This window comes from Aestuariibaculum sp. M13, assembly GCF_024723255.1.
Classification (GTDB): Bacteria; Bacteroidota; Bacteroidia; order Flavobacteriales; family Flavobacteriaceae; genus Aestuariibaculum; species Aestuariibaculum lutulentum.
This window is the reverse complement of record NZ_JANIAC010000002.1, coordinates 542,063-557,056: the sequence shown is the minus strand read 5'-3', so window position 1 is coordinate 557,056 and position 14,994 is coordinate 542,063. Positions and strand designations below refer to the sequence as shown.

The following is a 14,994-nucleotide window of genomic DNA, read 5'->3' as shown; positions in this document are numbered from 1 at the left end:
GCGCTAATAAAAATACAATATTAAATGCCATTATCTAAAGAGAATGTAATAGCTCAAGCTAATGCAGCTTGCAAAAATACTTTAATGGAAACCTTAGAAATTGAAGTTGTAGATTATGGTGATGATTTTTTAGTGGCTCGAATGCCTGTAAACTCGAGAGTACACCAGCCTGATGGTGTTTTGCACGGTGGTGCAACAGCCGCTTTAGCAGAAAGTGTAGGGAGTTTTGCTTCGCATATTTTTATAGATACCGAAAAGTTTTTTGTGCGTGGTATAGAAATTTCAGCAAACCATTTAAAAAGTATTCGTGAGGGCTTTGTTTATGCTAAAGCAACGTTTGTTCATAAAGGAAGAACAACCCAGTTGTTGGATATCAAAGTAACCGATGAAGACAATAATTTAATCTCGGTTTGTAAATTATCTACCATTTCGTTACCAAAACAAGGATAGTTAATGACCTTATTTAATTTTTTTACCTGTATTGAAACCCAATACAATAACGAGTTGCCTTTTGTTGCTTATAGAAAACCAGGAGAATCATCTATATCGGCGTTTTTACAAAAAGATAATACGTTACATATTACCAAAGATTTTACAGAGAAAGGATTTGTTTTTGCACCTTTTGATGATGCTTTAGATGCTATTTTGTTGCCTGTAGATAATGCTTCAAAAATTATTTGTTCAGATTATGAGGTAATACCAACACAACTTAACGGTAAGCCGTTATCTGTTGTGACAGGCGAGCAAAAGGCCTTTCATATTAATTTGGTTAACAAAGGGGTTGAAGCTATTAAAGATGCTGCTTTTGAAAAAGTAGTATTGTCAAGAAAGGAAGACGTTAAAATTAAAGAAACTAATCCTATTGAAATTTTTAAAAGTCTTCTTAATCATTATCCGTTAGCTTTTGCGTATTGCTGGTATCATCCAAAAGTGGGTTTATGGTTAGGCGCGACTCCGGAAACTTTGATAAAAATTGAAGGTCAGCAGTTTTCAATCATGTCATTAGCCGGCACTCAGGAATACAACGGTACACTTGATGTGACCTGGCAGAATAAGGAAAGGGAAGAACAACAATTTGTAACTGATTTTATTGTAGATAGCATTAAGCCTTCAGTAGGCCATTTAAAAGTTTCGAAAACAGAGACGGTAAAAGCCGGTAATCTAGTTCATTTAAGAACTCTAATTTCAGCACGACTGGACTCTAATTCAGCGTTAAAGGATGTCATTTCAATAATTCATCCAACGCCAGCCGTTTGTGGTTTGCCTAAACAGGAGTCAAAAGAGTTTATCTTAAAAAATGAAAACTATAATAGAGAATATTATACAGGTTTTTTAGGTGAATTAAATTTAGAAACCGTCGCTAAACCCCGTTCAGGGCGACGTAATATAGAAAACCGGGCATACGCCATTCCTAAGAAAAGTACCCAGTTGTATGTGAATTTACGTTGCATGCAAATTAAAAATAGTACTGCAATTATCTATGTTGGAGGCGGTATCACATCACATTCAAATGCGGAAAGCGAATGGGAAGAAACGGTATCGAAATCTAAAGTGATGAAAAACGTTTTGTAATTAGGGTATTTGCTACGCTATTATTACTTTTACATACTCATTAAAAAGCTATGATGTACCCAAATATCCCTCTTGCTCAAACTGTTATAGAGCTTTGTAAGGCTAAAGGCATTCAACATATTATAATATCTCCGGGAAGTAGAAATGCTCCATTAACTCTTGGTTTTTCCAACGATCCGTATTTTAAGTGTTATAGTATTGTCGATGAACGATGTGCTGCTTTTTTTGCTTTAGGTATTGCGCAACAAATAAAGGAGCCAACAGCTGTGGTATGTACATCGGGTAGTGCTTTGTTGAATTATTATCCGGCGGTAGCTGAAGCGTTTTACAGCGATATTCCGTTAGTAGTTTTGTCGGCAGATCGACCAAAGCATTTAATTGGGATTGGTGATGGACAAACGATAAATCAGAAAAACGTTTTTGATAATCATATTCTGTATTCAGCGAATCTGAAATTAGATTTAAAGGATGAGAATAACCTTCCTGGTAATGAAGATTTACCAATATTTAAGAACATTGAAGACCGATTAGAGCGTTTTTTAGGACTTCAGAAAGATATTCAGTCGTATAATGAGGAAGAAATTCAAACGGCAATAAATCATTCCATTATAAAACAAGGTCCGGTTCATATTAATATTCCTTTTGATGAACCTTTGTATCAAACGGTTGATAAATTAAGTGTTTCGCCTAAGGTAACAGAGTTTTCAGTGAAGCAAAAAACGATTGAAACGTATACGCTACAGGAATGTCTGGAAGATTGGAATGCTGCTACCAAAAAGATGGTTTTGGTTGGAGTAAATCAACCTAATGAGATAGAACGAAAATGGCTTGATGAATTGGCTGAAGACGATAGTGTTATTGTATTTACAGAGACAACATCGAATTTATATCACGACAGCTTTTTCCCGAGTATCGATCAAATGATTGCGCCTCTAACAGAGGAAGAAGAAAAGGAGCTACAGCCTGATATTCTTGTAACTTTTGGAGGACTGATTGTTTCTAAAAAAATTAAAGCATTTTTACGTAAATATCAGCCTAGGGAACACTGGCATATTGGTAAGAAGGATGCCAACGATACATTTTTCTGTTTAAGTAATCACTTGGAGGTTACACCAAATCAGTTTTTCGAAACGTTTTTACCAAAACTTACGCATTATGTAAAGAGCCATTATCATTCTGACTGGAAGAAGGTAAGAACTCAACGAATGGAAAAACATAATCAGTATTTAAATCAAATTCCGTTTAGTGATTTTAAGGTTTTTAATTATTTGTTCAATGCTGTTCCTAATTACACAATATTACAAATAGCCAATAGTTCACCAATTCGTTATGCTCAACTTTTTACAATAAATAAAACTCTGGAGGTGTATTGTAATCGAGGAACCAGTGGAATCGATGGTAGTACGTCTACAGCGATAGGCTGTGCAGTTGCCAATGAAAAGCAAACCACATTTATTACTGGTGATTTAAGTTTTTTATACGATAGTAATGCACTTTGGAATAACTATATACCGGCTAATTTCAGAATTATAGTAGTGAACAATACAGGTGGCGGTATTTTTAGAATTCTTCCTGGGCATAAGGATACTGAAAATTTCGATACTTACTTTGAAACCAATCATAATTTAACAGCAAAGCATTTAAGTGAGATGTATGGTTTCGAGTATATAACAGCTAACGAGGAAACCTCTTTGGAGTATGCTTTAGAAGGTTTTTACGAAAAAAGTGAAAGACCAAAATTACTTGAGGTTTTTACGCCTAAACAAGTTAACGACAAAGTCCTTTTAAATTATTTTGAGTTTTTAAAGTAACGGTATTTTATAGATTTCCTCGCGTTTTGTTAATTGACGTATGTAAAATCTGTGTTATATGTGACTATTTCCCTTTTACAGTGTCATAAAATTAAGTATATTTAAAACTACTAATTTTATTAATTTATAAAAGACATTATTATGAGTAAAAGAGATGAGCTTATTGCGAAATATGCTGCCGATTTAAAAGAGAAATGTGGTATTGATGCTGATATGGATTTATTAACAAAAGTAACTATTGGGTGCGGACCTGCAATTTATAACGCTGATGCAGCAACAGTTTCAGGATCAGATGAAGCAGAGGTAGCTACTGTAAAAAACAATTTTTTAATTAAAAAATTAGGTTTAGCAGACGGGCCAGATTTAGACGCAGGTATTGATGCTGTTATGGAGCAATATGGTAAATCTAATCGTAATAAATACAGAGCGGTGGTTTATTACTTATTAACGAAGCACTTCGGTAAAGAATCTGTTTATTAGAATACACTTAATTATGCATAGAAAAGCGTTGTAATTATATATTGCAGCGCTTTTTTTATGTCTTATATTTATTGGAAAAACTCGTGTTAATATTATTACCTTTGCAGCATGATAAATATAGGGCAAGTTAATACATTAGAAATTCTACGTGAAACCGATCATGGTATTTACTTAGTAGATGAAGAAAATAACGAGGTTTTAGTACCAAACAGGTATGTTCCAGAAACTTTTAAAATTTGGGATAAGCTAGATGTTTTTGTGTATTTAGACAATGAAGAACGTCCGGTAGCCACTACCGATATGCCTTATATTAAATTAGGCGAATTTGCTTTATTGCGATGCAGTCAGGTAAACGATTTCGGAGCTTTTTTAGATTGGGGACTGGTAAAGGAATTATTCTGTCCGTTTAAAGAACAAGCCTTTAAAATGAAGCCTAAAGGATGGTATCTGGTGCATTGTTATATGGACGAGAAAACTGAAAGGTTAGTCGCTTCGAGTAAAACCAACCGTTTTTTGAGCAATAAGGAACTTACCGTTAAGCAGTTTGATGAAGTCGATTTAATTGTCTCACATCCTTCAGAAATTGGAATGAACGTTATTGTGAATAAAAAACATACCGGTTTAATTTATAACGATCAAATTTTTACAGAATTGAGCGTAGGCGATAAGTTAAAAGGTGTCGTTAAGAAGATTCGTCCCGGTAATAAATTAGATATATCATTGGGGCAAATTGGCTATAGAAATATTGAACCAAATGCCGAGCGTATTTTAAAGGAATTAGAAGATAATGGCGGTTATTTAGACTTAACCGATAAATCGAACCCTGAAGATATTAAGGATCTGCTTCAAATGAGTAAAAAGAACTTTAAAAAAGCAGTAGGTTCATTGTACAAAGACAAGAAAATTGAGATTAAACCAGACGGCATTTATTTAGTTTAAACCTTATGATTAATCAAGATACCATAGTTGCCTTGGCAACACCTTCAGGAGCGGGTGCCATTGCTGTTATTCGTTTATCAGGTAAAGATGCTATTACTATTGCCGATAGTTGTTTTAGGTCGGTTGTAAATAATAAATCGCTTACCAAACAGAAAACCCATACCATACATTTAGGACATATTGTCGATGGACCAAAAACTATTGATGAAGTTTTAGTTTCGGTTTTTAAAAACCCGAACTCCTATACCGGTGAAGATGTGGTTGAGGTGTCTTGTCATGGTTCTAATTATATTCAACAGGAAATTATTCAGTTGTTTCTTAGAAAAGGCTGTAGAACAGCAACACCGGGTGAATTTACGCTTCGTGCGTTTTTAAATGGAAAATTAGATTTAAGTCAGGCGGAAGCTGTAGCCGATTTAATTGCCAGTGATAATGAGGCGTCTCATCAAATCGCCATGCAACAAATGCGCGGTGGATTTTCATCTGAAATCGCTAAACTTCGTGAAGAGTTATTGAATTTTGCTTCCTTAATTGAACTAGAATTAGATTTCGCAGAAGAAGATGTCGAGTTTGCAGACAGATCTCAGTTTAAAGATTTAGTAGATCGCATTAGTGTGGTATTAAAGCGTTTAATCGATTCGTTTGCTGTAGGTAACGTTATTAAAAACGGAATTCCTGTAGCTATTGTAGGAGAACCAAACGTTGGTAAATCTACCTTGTTAAATGCGCTTTTAAATGAGGAACGCGCTATTGTTTCAGATATTGCAGGAACCACTCGCGATACCATTGAAGACGAAATTTCAATAGGAGGAATTGGTTTCCGGTTTATAGATACCGCAGGTATTCGAGAAACTCAGGATGTGGTTGAAAGCATCGGTATTAAAAAGACGTTTGAGAAGATAGAGCAAGCTCAGGTTGTGATTTTCTTAGCAGATAGCACCAATCTTAAAGAAGACGGTTTCATTAGATCGTTTAAGATTGAAATTGAAAAAATTAAGAACAAATATCCTCAAAAGCCAATCGTAATAATTGCTAATAAAATCGATAAGCTTTCAGAAACCGAGATAGAAAACATTAAAATTCAGATTTCAGATTTACATTTATTATCGGCAAAAACTGGATTTGGTGTCGAAGAATTAAAGGATAAATTGCTAAGTTTTGTAAATACCGGAGCTTTAAGAAATAACGATACCATTGTAACAAATACAAGACACTACGATTCGTTATTAAAAGCTTTAGAAGAGATTGAAAAAGTGCGCTACGGTTTAGATTCTGGTTTGTCTGGAGATTTATTGGCTATCGATATTCGTCAGGCCTTGTATTACTTCGGTGAAATTACTGGTCAGGTTACGAACGATGAGTTACTGGGTAATATTTTTGCTAATTTCTGTATCGGAAAGTAACCTTCATTAATTAATCGGTAACGAAAATATAATAAACCTTGTATACTTTATATATACAGGGTTTTTTAATGATTCCTATTTAATAATTGTTAATAATTAGTACTGGTTAAATACTTGTAGATTTGTACCTCGTTTGTACCTTTGGGCTTGTAGAAGTACAAAGTCAATCTAATACTTCTATTTTTTTGCGCTTAATTGCATTTAAATTATCTTAATAGTATTAAATGATATAAAAATGAGTAGTAAAATCGAAGTTATTAGGGTTTGTGAGCATTGTAAAAAAGAGTTTGTTGCAAAAACAACGGTAACTCGGTTTTGTTCCCATAAGTGTAATAGTAGGGCGTATAAGGAGCGGATTAAAAACTTGAAAGTTGAAGTTTCTAAAAAGCAGACGGAAAAGAAAGAGGATAGTAAACTAGAAGTTATTAATTCAAAGGAAATATTAACAGTGAAGGAAGTGTCTATTCTTTTAAATTGTTCGGTTAGATCTGTTTATTATTACATCGAACAGGGAACAATTAGCGCATTTAATATAGGAGAAAGATTAACTAGAGTAAAGCGTTCGGAAATTGATAAAATGTTTGTAGAGTCCGAACCAGAAACAGTTATGGATGAATCCGAAAATTATGATATTTCTGACTGCTATAGCATTAATGAAGTAATATTAAAATACAATATATCTAGTGGGGCTTTATATAATCTCATCAAACGAAACAAAATACCAAAGATTAAGGAAGGGAAATTTGTTTACGTACCTAAAGTTAAAATAGAAGCTTTGCTTAGCTAATGTTGAGCCAAACTCAAAATAGTTAAAAAAATATATTTTATAAAATTACTACATAAACTACACTTTATACATAGTTTAAATTAAATGGCAATAAAAGTAACTTTAAGAAGAAAGCCTATAGGCAATGGTAAGCAAAGTCTTTATTTAGATTTTTACCCAGCAATAAAGGTTTCGGGTTCTGATAAAACAACTCGAAGAAAGTTTTTAAAACTTCATATTCCAGAAAAAGCTAATACAACCATATTAAAGCAGGATAAAAAGAGAATTTTGCTTATAGCAGAACAGATTAGACAAAAATGGGATAATGAATTAAATAAGCCAGAAGTTTATAGTGCTTTTGAGTTAGAACAGCTAAAACTAAAGGAAAAGGGAGAACAATCGTTTATAGTTTACTATGAACAGTTGATGAAGAAAAGGGATGGTAATAATTATGATGTTTGGTTTTCCGCTTTTCATTATTTAAAGGAGTTTACAAATGGTAATCTGAAATTTAGTGACCTAAATGAAAAGTTTTGTAACGATTACAAGTATTATTTGTTACATGCCAAAAGCCGAAGGAGTAAGACAGAAACAATTTCTCAAAATTCGGCAAGGAGCTACTTTAATAAGTTTAAAGCAACTTTAAAACAAGCTTTCGTTGATGACTTGTTACTACAAGATTTAAACTCTAAAATAACCCCAATAAAAGAGGCCAGTAGTGAGCGGGTTTTTTTGACATTGGAAGAGCTTAACTTATTGGTGCAAACAAATTGTGATAATGCTGTTTTAAAACAGGCAGCCTTGTTTTCGGCTTTAACAGGATTAAGACATTCAGATATAGTAAAGTTAATATGGGGAGAGGTTATTAAAAATGACACTTCTAACTATTCGATTCATTTTCAGCAAAAGAAAACGAAAAGTCATGAATACTTTCCGATTTCAGTACAAGCTTATGATTTGTTAGGGGAACGAAAGGATCCTAGTATGAAAGTGTTTGAAGGGTTAAAATATTCTGCACGCGAAAACGAAATTCTTTTGAAATGGGTTAAGGATGCCGGTGTGCAAAAACATGTTACGTTTCACTGTTTTAGGCATACTTATGCAACACTACAGCTAGTAAACGGAACAGATATATATACGGTTTCAAAGATGTTAGGACATAAAGATTTAAAAACAACACAGATATATGCTAAGGTTGTTGATGAAGCTAAACAAGCAACAACCAACAAAATTATACTTGATTTATAAAAATAATGATGAGTAATTTGAAATTACATAAATTAATATGTAGACATGTACAAGATCGATTAATGGCGTATTATGATCCAGATGTATTTTTGAATGAAAGAGTAAAAAACTTAGTATTTCTATCAAATGAGGAAAGAAAAAGAAGATTAGATGTTTTAAATAAAGAGTTATTTGATAAACTAAACTCCTATGGTTTAATGCATGAAGGGGTTTTTAGTATGGAAACTAAAAGACTTAAAGAGCAAGCATTCTTCATTAAAGAATTATACCATAAACGTGAATTGGACTGTTGGAATGAAGATATGCTAGAGGAGTATAAGTTACTTACAGATGAATTCCCGAATTCAAGGGGAAACTACTACAGTTATGATTTTATATATAAACTAGAACAGACTTATAAAAGGTACAGTACTGCAAAAAACTACGAGTATTTATTGAGTTATATTTCCAGTTTTGAAAGAAAATCATCTAAAGAAATTCTTGAGAATACTGTCGAAAACTTATGGAATGATAAAGCAAAAACAACTTATGATAATTTTATAAAAAAAGGTAAAGATGCAGGGTTATGGGATGACGATAATAAAATTCTATTAAAAAAGGGATCACCTTATGGTTCCGGGAAAGATTTTTTAGCAGCACTATCGGTTTCATTAAAATCATATGCGATTAATGAAAATTTAGACCACAAAATAGTTGGAGAGGCTTTTTGTAATACATTTAATATCTCTGTAGATAAAACTAAAGACAGTGCATTTAAATCTTTTCAGAAAGGGAAGCCTAAATATATTGAAGAGATTAAAAGGGCTTTAGGTATACGATAAAATTCTTTAAAATTCTTTGTAAAAAAAAATAATGTCTTTATGTTTCTGTTTTTTAACACTTTAATAAATTCTCAAAAATTCTTTAAAATTCCTTTCCATCATTAGTCGGTCATTTGCGGTGTTAAAATTTTTTAAAACATCAAAAAATGAATTCAATTACATTCGATCAACTACCTGCTGAGGTATTAGGTCTAAAACAAGAATTACAAAACTTCAAAGAACAGCTTTTAGCTATGTTCGCTTCAGTAGAAGTTACCGAAACAGAAAGTCCTATTGATATCATTAAGGTTTCAGAGCTTACAGGTTTAACAAAGCCAACACTGTACGGTTATGTGCAACGTAACGAAATTCCCTTTTATAAAAAAGGGAACAGGTTGTATTTCTTTAAATCTGAAATAATAGACTGGATTAAAACAGATAGGCAACAAACTTTAAAAGAGTTGGAAGCGGAAGCGGAAGTATACTTTCTAAACTCAAAGAAAGGAGGTCGCTATGAGTATTAATGTACTACTGCATTCAGAGGACAACGATTATTTTTTGGATTTTCTTGATGAAATAGTTCAAGAGTATCTTTATGAAAGGAAGAATGTAGAATATGAGATTGCTAAGAACAAGAGAAGATTTTTGGAAGAGAATGATTTTTTAGTAAATAAAATGAATGAAACAAATGAAATATATAAGAATATTATTGGTGAGTTTATGAGTGGATTTAATATTAAAAGTTGGGATTGTAATTCGTTTAATACTAATACTTGTAAGGATAATCGTATATTAAGTTTTGAAGAAATCAATCAATATTATCTTGAAAAAGATGATATGTCAAATGAGGAACATAAAATATAATAGGAGAAACTTATGGGGATTAACAGAGAAGATATTTTAGATGAAGCTGAAAAGCTATTGGTTGAGGTTACTGAGGATAAGGAATATTGTTATTGGAGTCAAGTGGACTTAATTCTTTCAGAAATATTAAGAAATATTAATACAATTGACTTTAGGAGGTATTGCAACTTATCAGAGGAAAAGAGTAGTTTAAAAAGGAAACATTTTTTAGTTGCTAGTGTAGAGCTGTTGTTAGAATCAGCCAAAATTAAAGGTTTTAACCTGTGCAGAAAAAATGATAATATATACTTATTTAATTCAGAACATTGGGTAAACCTAAGTGAAGGGGTTTTTAAGGATTTTTTAAGCAATGTAGCCTTAAAGATGGGAGTCGATAAGTATGATGCTAAGCATCATTTGTATAAAGACGAGATGTATAAACAGTTTTTGTCTGATGCACGTTTAAAGGAAATTAAACCCAATATTAAAACGACATTGATAAATTTAAAAAACGGTACATTTGAAATAGGACCTGAAAAGAGTTTTTTAAGAGAATTTCGAGAAAGTGATTTTTTAACATATCAATTACCATTTAGATATGATCCTCAAGCGGTAGCTCCTCAATTTAGAAAGTTTTTAGATGAGGTGTTGCCAGAACAGGAGTTGCAAGATATTTTAGCGGAATACATAGGGTATGTATTTGTTAAGAATAGTGTTCTAAAGCTAGAAAAAGTGCTTTTACTATTCGGGACAGGAGCAAATGGTAAAAGTGTATTATTTGAGATTTTAATGGCATTATTGGGCGCACAGAATATAACCAATTATTCACTTCAGTCGTTAACAGCAGAAAATGGTAATTCAAGAGCTATGTTGGAGAATAAGCTTTTGAATTATGCCAGCGAAATTAATGGAAAGCTAGAAAGTAGTATTTTTAAGCAGTTAATTTCAGGTGAGCCTGTTGAAGCTAAATTGCTTTATAAGGACACTCAAACTATTACAGATTATGCTAGGTTTATATTTAACTGTAATGAATTGCCAACAGAAATAGAAAATACGAATGGTTATTTCCGTCGTTTTTTAATTCTTCCTTTTAAAGTTACCATACCTGAGGATAAACAAGACAAGGAACTTTCTAAGCGTATTATAGAATCTGAATTGTCGGGTGTGTTTAACTGGGTTTTAATGGGTCTGGAGCGTTTATTAAAAAATAAGAGTTTCACCAATAGTACGATAGTTCAGGATGAGATTCAAAAGTATAAAAAGGAAAGTGATAGTGTTCTTATGTTTTTAGAGGAGGAAGGTTATGAAAAATCTATAACTTTTCATCGACCTTTAAAGGATATCTATACAGAATATAAATCGTATTGTCTGGATGGTGGATATAAGCCATGTTCCAATAAAACATTTTCAAAGCGCTTGAAAAATGATGGCTATTGTATTGAGCGAAAGTCTGGAGGAAATGAAGTCTTTATTCAACGTAAGGAACTAGATCCTGATGGTTTAGGATTTTAAAGCTTATCGAAATGAATTCATATAGGTTTATACTGGAGCCATATAAAGGAATAAAAAGTCGTTTTAAATGCCCCAATTGTTATAAAATTGGGGTGTTTACTAAGTATATTGATTTAGAAACAAATGAATATTTACATGAAAGTGTGGGTATTTGTGATCGAATAAATAAATGCGGGTATCATTACCCTCCAAAAGATTATTTACAGGTCAATGATATTTCTTTGAATAAGGTTTTTACTGGTAATGAAAGAATCCAATCTGAAGTAGTTAAAAGGCAACCCAGTTTTATTGATGAAGACATATTTGACAGAAGTCAAAAGGAGGGAAGTACAAACTACTTTTTAGATTATTTGTCTCATTTGTGGAATCCTGGAATAGCGCTATCATTAGCGGAAAGATATAATATAGGATCATCCAAGCACTGGCAGGGAGGAACAGTATTTTGGCAAATGGATATAAATAATAAAATCCGTTCAGGGAAAATAATGCTTTATGATCCTAAAACAGGTAAAAGAGTGAAGAAGCCTTTTAATCATATAACCTGGGCTCATAAGGTTTTAAAACTGGAGGATTTTAACTTAAAACAGTGTTTGTTTGGAGAGCATTTATTAAATGAAGACGAAGATAAGCCTGTTGCTATAGTAGAGAGTGAGAAAACGGCAATAATAGCAAGTGTGTTTTTACCTGAATTTATTTGGATGTCCTGTGGCAGTGTAAATAACCTGACAGAAGAAAAAACAAGAGTGTTAAAAGGCCGAAGCGTTATTTTGTTCCCGGATCTAGGATGTTATGACATATGGAATGACAAAATACCAAGCCTAACTAAATTGGCAAGCTTTAGAGTGTCAGATCTGATTGAAACTAAAGCTTCTCCTGAAGAAAAATTACAGGGTTTAGATATTGCTGATTACTTGATTGGAATAAAAAAGTCAGAAGAGATGGTTTAATTGCTGTTTTAAGAGATTTTGAACTTAGCCATATTGATAGTTTATACAGTTGTCAATATGGCTTAGTTTTTTTATTTGCATATTGCTTTTAAAGTACTTCTTAATTCACTGCGTATTTAGGGTTTATACTAAACTTTAAGATGTATGGTTAAAAGCTTTATCAACTAAAGATTCTGCTTTGGCGAATAATAGCATTTCAATTGTTGAAATGTCACTACCTATATCTTTGGCAACCGTATTTAAAATGTTAATATAATCAAGATAGAAACTGTTTTCCGATGCTATTTCCCATTTTTCTTTTTTAGCCAATGTTTTAAGAAGGGAATTACCTTTAGACACGACTTTGTTTCTGCTCGATAATACAGGGAACAATACTTTGTATTTTAAGTTATAGATAATTTGAATACAGTTTAAAGATATGGCTACACGTGCATCAAAAATGGCATAGGTGTTTGGATTATGTACTACGATAGCCTTAGACCATGAAGCGATACCTTTTTTCCCTTTTTTTATAAGATCTGTAGCAGGTAAAGTAGTATACTCTTCCATAGAAGCTTTGCTGTTTGTTTGTATACCTCCCCAAGTAGCAATGTAATATTTTATAAGCTCAAATTTTTCCTTTTGTGTAGTAGATTCTATCCATTTAGTATGCAAGTTATTTTTTAATGCAATATTTTTTAAATACTGATTTCCTTTAGGTAGTGAAATACCTTCTGGAAGTTTTACTTCATTTATTTCACGCCAGTTATACCAGTTATTTTCTAGAGTTATATAATCTTTTGAATATTCAAGTATTGTTTTGGTTAAGTCGGTCATGTATTTTTATTTATTTATCGATGCTGTAATTCAATCTAAGAAGGCTTGGTTAATAGTAGAATCAATGTTCTATACCACAAGAAGGACATTTACATTGATGTTGTTTTAATTTTTTCCTTTTTTCACTTTGTATACGTTCAACAAAGGCAGAACTAATAATACCTGTTGGTAGAGCTACGAATCCAATACCTATGAGTGCAATTATTGCACTTAAAAATTTACCAACCCCAGTTATAGGGTAAACATCTCCGTAGCCAACAGTTGTTAATGTTGCTACAGACCACCATAGTGCTTGACCAATATTTTCAAATTTTTCAGGTTGTACATCGCTTTCCACATAGTACATTAAAGTTGATGATAATATTAACAAAATGAATGCTACAAAGATAGTTATAGATAATTCAGATTTAGAGTCTTTTAATACGCTCGTAATCGTCTTCATAGATTTAGAAAGTCTCCCCAATTTGAAAATCCTTAATAATCTAAATAGTCTCAATATTCTAAGAACCCTTAGGTCGAATGGAAATAATAACGGGAGATAGAAAGGAAGGATGGCCAATATGTCTATAAGACCATATGTTGATGTTGAAAATTTTAATCGTTTTAAAAATTTAGTCCCTGTTTTGTATTCTAAATCAGATGTCCAAAATCTTAAGACATATTCAAAGGAAAAAATTATAACAGAAAAAACTTCAAAGTAATATAATTGAGAGCTATATTCAATTTTTATTTCGTTATAAGATTCTAAAATTATAGAAATTACATTAAGTATAATAAGACCATAAATAAACTTTGTGAAAATTGGATTCGTGTTTATAAAGTCGAAAACTTTCTTTTTTGTTTTCAAGTGTATCTGTGTGTATTTAATAAAAAATTAAGCCATATTTAAATAGGTTTCCGCTCTTTTACCTTCCAATTCAGCTAGTCTCATGTGTGCATTTTTGATTGTTATTATGCGTTTCTTTTCTCCAGAAAAAGTAAATAATCCTTTTAAAAATAAATATGTTCTGGTTAAGGGGAAGGTACAAGTAATCACGTCTGCAATGTTTGCTAAGATGGTATTTGTTATGGATTTTTTTGACCCTCTAGCATATTTACCCATCCAAATTAAATGGTATCCAATAAAAGAAAGTAATTCAGGTTTCTTAATTTGTAATGCCTCAATCTCATGTTCTTTTTGTCTTTGAAAGCAACCTTTCGCAGAAATTTCTAAGGTATTTTTAAATAGAATGTTTGTTTTTTCAACAAGAATGGTAAGTTGATTTATTTCTTTTTCATTACCCTTTGAGTCTAATTCTAAAACATCGCAAATATCATCTATTTTCATATTTAATCTGTTCAACATTTCAAATAGACTTTCAGATTCCTTTGTGTCAAGGTAACCATCAGAAACATAGTAGTTGGCTTCATTTTTAATCACAGTATAAACACCAGATATTTTGGCAATTAAGGTAATCGGTCTATGTCCCATCTGAAAGTTAATTGCCTTATCAAAATCTGATTTTAAATTTGATTGTTTTGTAGAATTATTTAATCTTACAGTATGTTGACCAACACTTCTATATGGGGACGAATGGTTATCTTGAAAAATTTGATTACTAACAACTTTCCCCATGTCTCTTCCGACCTGGTTTATAGCACTTTTTAAAAAACTCATTTATCGTAGTTTTGTAGATTTTAAATTAAGACCAATATAGGGATAATGATAAAAGTATAAGTAAGGTTTCCCGTATCTTTCTTTAATTCAATGATAAAAATTAATCTGAAAATAGGTGTTTTTCTATTATGTTTTAATGAAATTATTTGGTTTTGATACTGTTATGATATTAACGGCGTTTCTTAGTGTGGCACTTTAAA

General features: G+C 32.0%; 16 protein-coding genes. 13 read left to right on the top strand and 3 right to left on the bottom strand.

Features of this window, described 5'->3' with window-relative positions:
• Positions 1-24 precede the first annotated feature (24 nt).
• The 13 genes from NO995_RS09445 to NO995_RS09385 all read left to right on the top strand — a co-directional run bounded on the left by NO995_RS09445 (position 25) and on the right by NO995_RS09385 (position 12,321).
• Positions 25-450, top strand: a complete 426-nt coding sequence (locus NO995_RS09445) for a PaaI family thioesterase (RefSeq protein WP_258227291.1) — start codon at positions 25-27, stop codon at positions 448-450.
• A gap of 3 nt (positions 451-453) precedes the next feature.
• On the top strand, positions 454-1,572 hold the full coding sequence (locus NO995_RS09440; RefSeq protein ID WP_258227290.1) for a chorismate-binding protein: 1,119 nt from the start codon (positions 454-456) through the stop codon (positions 1,570-1,572).
• A gap of 50 nt (positions 1,573-1,622) precedes the next feature.
• Positions 1,623-3,383 (top strand): 2-succinyl-5-enolpyruvyl-6-hydroxy-3-cyclohexene-1-carboxylate synthase, encoded by a 1,761-nt coding sequence (gene menD, locus NO995_RS09435; RefSeq protein WP_258227289.1) that lies wholly within the window; start codon positions 1,623-1,625, stop codon positions 3,381-3,383.
• Positions 3,384-3,524: 141 nt separating this feature from the next.
• Positions 3,525-3,863, top strand: coding sequence for a DUF2853 family protein (locus NO995_RS09430; protein WP_258227288.1), 339 nt, complete (start codon positions 3,525-3,527; stop codon positions 3,861-3,863).
• A 108-nt stretch (positions 3,864-3,971) separates the two neighbouring features.
• Complete coding sequence (locus tag NO995_RS09425; RefSeq protein WP_258227287.1) at positions 3,972-4,802, top strand: S1 RNA-binding domain-containing protein; 831 nt, start codon at positions 3,972-3,974, stop codon at positions 4,800-4,802.
• Positions 4,803-4,807: 5 nt separating this feature from the next.
• Positions 4,808-6,205 (top strand): tRNA uridine-5-carboxymethylaminomethyl(34) synthesis GTPase MnmE, encoded by a 1,398-nt coding sequence (gene mnmE / locus NO995_RS09420; protein ID WP_258227286.1) that lies wholly within the window; start codon positions 4,808-4,810, stop codon positions 6,203-6,205.
• Positions 6,206-6,440: 235 nt separating this feature from the next.
• Complete coding sequence (locus tag NO995_RS09415; protein ID WP_258227285.1) at positions 6,441-6,992, top strand: helix-turn-helix domain-containing protein; 552 nt, start codon at positions 6,441-6,443, stop codon at positions 6,990-6,992.
• A gap of 84 nt (positions 6,993-7,076) precedes the next feature.
• The gene (locus NO995_RS09410) at positions 7,077-8,219 is read left to right on the top strand and encodes a site-specific integrase (RefSeq protein ID WP_258227284.1); all 1,143 of its coding nucleotides are present in this window, start codon (positions 7,077-7,079) and stop codon (positions 8,217-8,219) included.
• A gap of 62 nt (positions 8,220-8,281) precedes the next feature.
• Complete coding sequence (locus NO995_RS09405) at positions 8,282-9,040, top strand: hypothetical protein (protein ID WP_258227283.1); 759 nt, start codon at positions 8,282-8,284, stop codon at positions 9,038-9,040.
• A gap of 146 nt (positions 9,041-9,186) precedes the next feature.
• A complete protein-coding gene (locus NO995_RS09400; RefSeq protein ID WP_258227282.1) occupies positions 9,187-9,543 on the top strand; it encodes a helix-turn-helix domain-containing protein in 357 nt (118 codons plus the stop codon).
• The gene (locus NO995_RS09395) at positions 9,533-9,883 is read left to right on the top strand and encodes a hypothetical protein (protein WP_258227281.1); all 351 of its coding nucleotides are present in this window, start codon (positions 9,533-9,535) and stop codon (positions 9,881-9,883) included. Before NO995_RS09400 ends, NO995_RS09395 begins: the two co-directional genes overlap by 11 nt.
• 12 nt (positions 9,884-9,895) lie before the next feature.
• Positions 9,896-11,374, top strand: a complete 1,479-nt coding sequence (locus NO995_RS09390; RefSeq protein WP_258227280.1) for a phage/plasmid primase, P4 family — start codon at positions 9,896-9,898, stop codon at positions 11,372-11,374.
• Positions 11,375-11,385: 11 nt separating this feature from the next.
• Positions 11,386-12,321, top strand: a complete 936-nt coding sequence (locus NO995_RS09385; RefSeq protein ID WP_258227279.1) for a DUF6371 domain-containing protein — start codon at positions 11,386-11,388, stop codon at positions 12,319-12,321.
• Between the two features lie 135 nt (positions 12,322-12,456).
• Here NO995_RS09385 and NO995_RS09380 read toward each other — a convergent pair whose 3' ends face one another.
• The 3 genes from NO995_RS09380 to NO995_RS09370 form a co-directional block, all read right to left on the bottom strand.
• Positions 12,457-13,137 carry a hypothetical protein gene (locus tag NO995_RS09380; protein ID WP_258227278.1) on the bottom strand — a complete coding sequence of 227 codons (681 nt, stop codon included), beginning with the start codon at positions 13,135-13,137 and terminating at the stop codon, positions 12,457-12,459.
• Positions 13,138-13,198: 61 nt separating this feature from the next.
• Positions 13,199-13,984 carry an ion transporter gene (locus NO995_RS09375; RefSeq protein WP_258227277.1) on the bottom strand — a complete coding sequence of 262 codons (786 nt, stop codon included), beginning with the start codon at positions 13,982-13,984 and terminating at the stop codon, positions 13,199-13,201.
• 27 nt (positions 13,985-14,011) lie between these two features.
• Positions 14,012-14,794, bottom strand: coding sequence for a hypothetical protein (locus tag NO995_RS09370; protein ID WP_258227276.1), 783 nt, complete (start codon positions 14,792-14,794; stop codon positions 14,012-14,014).
• Positions 14,795-14,994: the final 200 nt, after the last annotated feature.

Excerpts from the sequence above, each read along its gene's own strand:
- NO995_RS09445 (WP_258227291.1), top strand. The coding sequence starts at position 25 with ATGCCATTATCTAAAGAGAATGTAATAGCTCAAGCTAATGCAGCTTGC.
- NO995_RS09440 (WP_258227290.1), top strand. The coding sequence starts at position 454 with ATGACCTTATTTAATTTTTTTACCTGTATTGAAACCCAATACAATAAC.
- menD (WP_258227289.1), top strand. The coding sequence starts at position 1,623 with ATGATGTACCCAAATATCCCTCTTGCTCAAACTGTTATAGAGCTTTGT.
- NO995_RS09430 (WP_258227288.1), top strand. The coding sequence starts at position 3,525 with ATGAGTAAAAGAGATGAGCTTATTGCGAAATATGCTGCCGATTTAAAA.
- NO995_RS09425 (WP_258227287.1), top strand. The coding sequence starts at position 3,972 with ATGATAAATATAGGGCAAGTTAATACATTAGAAATTCTACGTGAAACC.
- mnmE (WP_258227286.1), top strand. The coding sequence starts at position 4,808 with ATGATTAATCAAGATACCATAGTTGCCTTGGCAACACCTTCAGGAGCG.
- NO995_RS09415 (WP_258227285.1), top strand. The coding sequence starts at position 6,441 with ATGAGTAGTAAAATCGAAGTTATTAGGGTTTGTGAGCATTGTAAAAAA.
- NO995_RS09410 (WP_258227284.1), top strand. The coding sequence starts at position 7,077 with ATGGCAATAAAAGTAACTTTAAGAAGAAAGCCTATAGGCAATGGTAAG.
- NO995_RS09405 (WP_258227283.1), top strand. The coding sequence starts at position 8,282 with ATGGCGTATTATGATCCAGATGTATTTTTGAATGAAAGAGTAAAAAAC.
- NO995_RS09400 (WP_258227282.1), top strand. The coding sequence starts at position 9,187 with ATGAATTCAATTACATTCGATCAACTACCTGCTGAGGTATTAGGTCTA.
- NO995_RS09395 (WP_258227281.1), top strand. The coding sequence starts at position 9,533 with ATGAGTATTAATGTACTACTGCATTCAGAGGACAACGATTATTTTTTG.
- NO995_RS09390 (WP_258227280.1), top strand. The coding sequence starts at position 9,896 with ATGGGGATTAACAGAGAAGATATTTTAGATGAAGCTGAAAAGCTATTG.
- NO995_RS09385 (WP_258227279.1), top strand. The coding sequence starts at position 11,386 with ATGAATTCATATAGGTTTATACTGGAGCCATATAAAGGAATAAAAAGT.
- NO995_RS09380 (WP_258227278.1), bottom strand. The coding sequence starts at position 13,137 with ATGACCGACTTAACCAAAACAATACTTGAATATTCAAAAGATTATATA.
- NO995_RS09370 (WP_258227276.1), bottom strand. The coding sequence starts at position 14,794 with ATGAGTTTTTTAAAAAGTGCTATAAACCAGGTCGGAAGAGACATGGGG.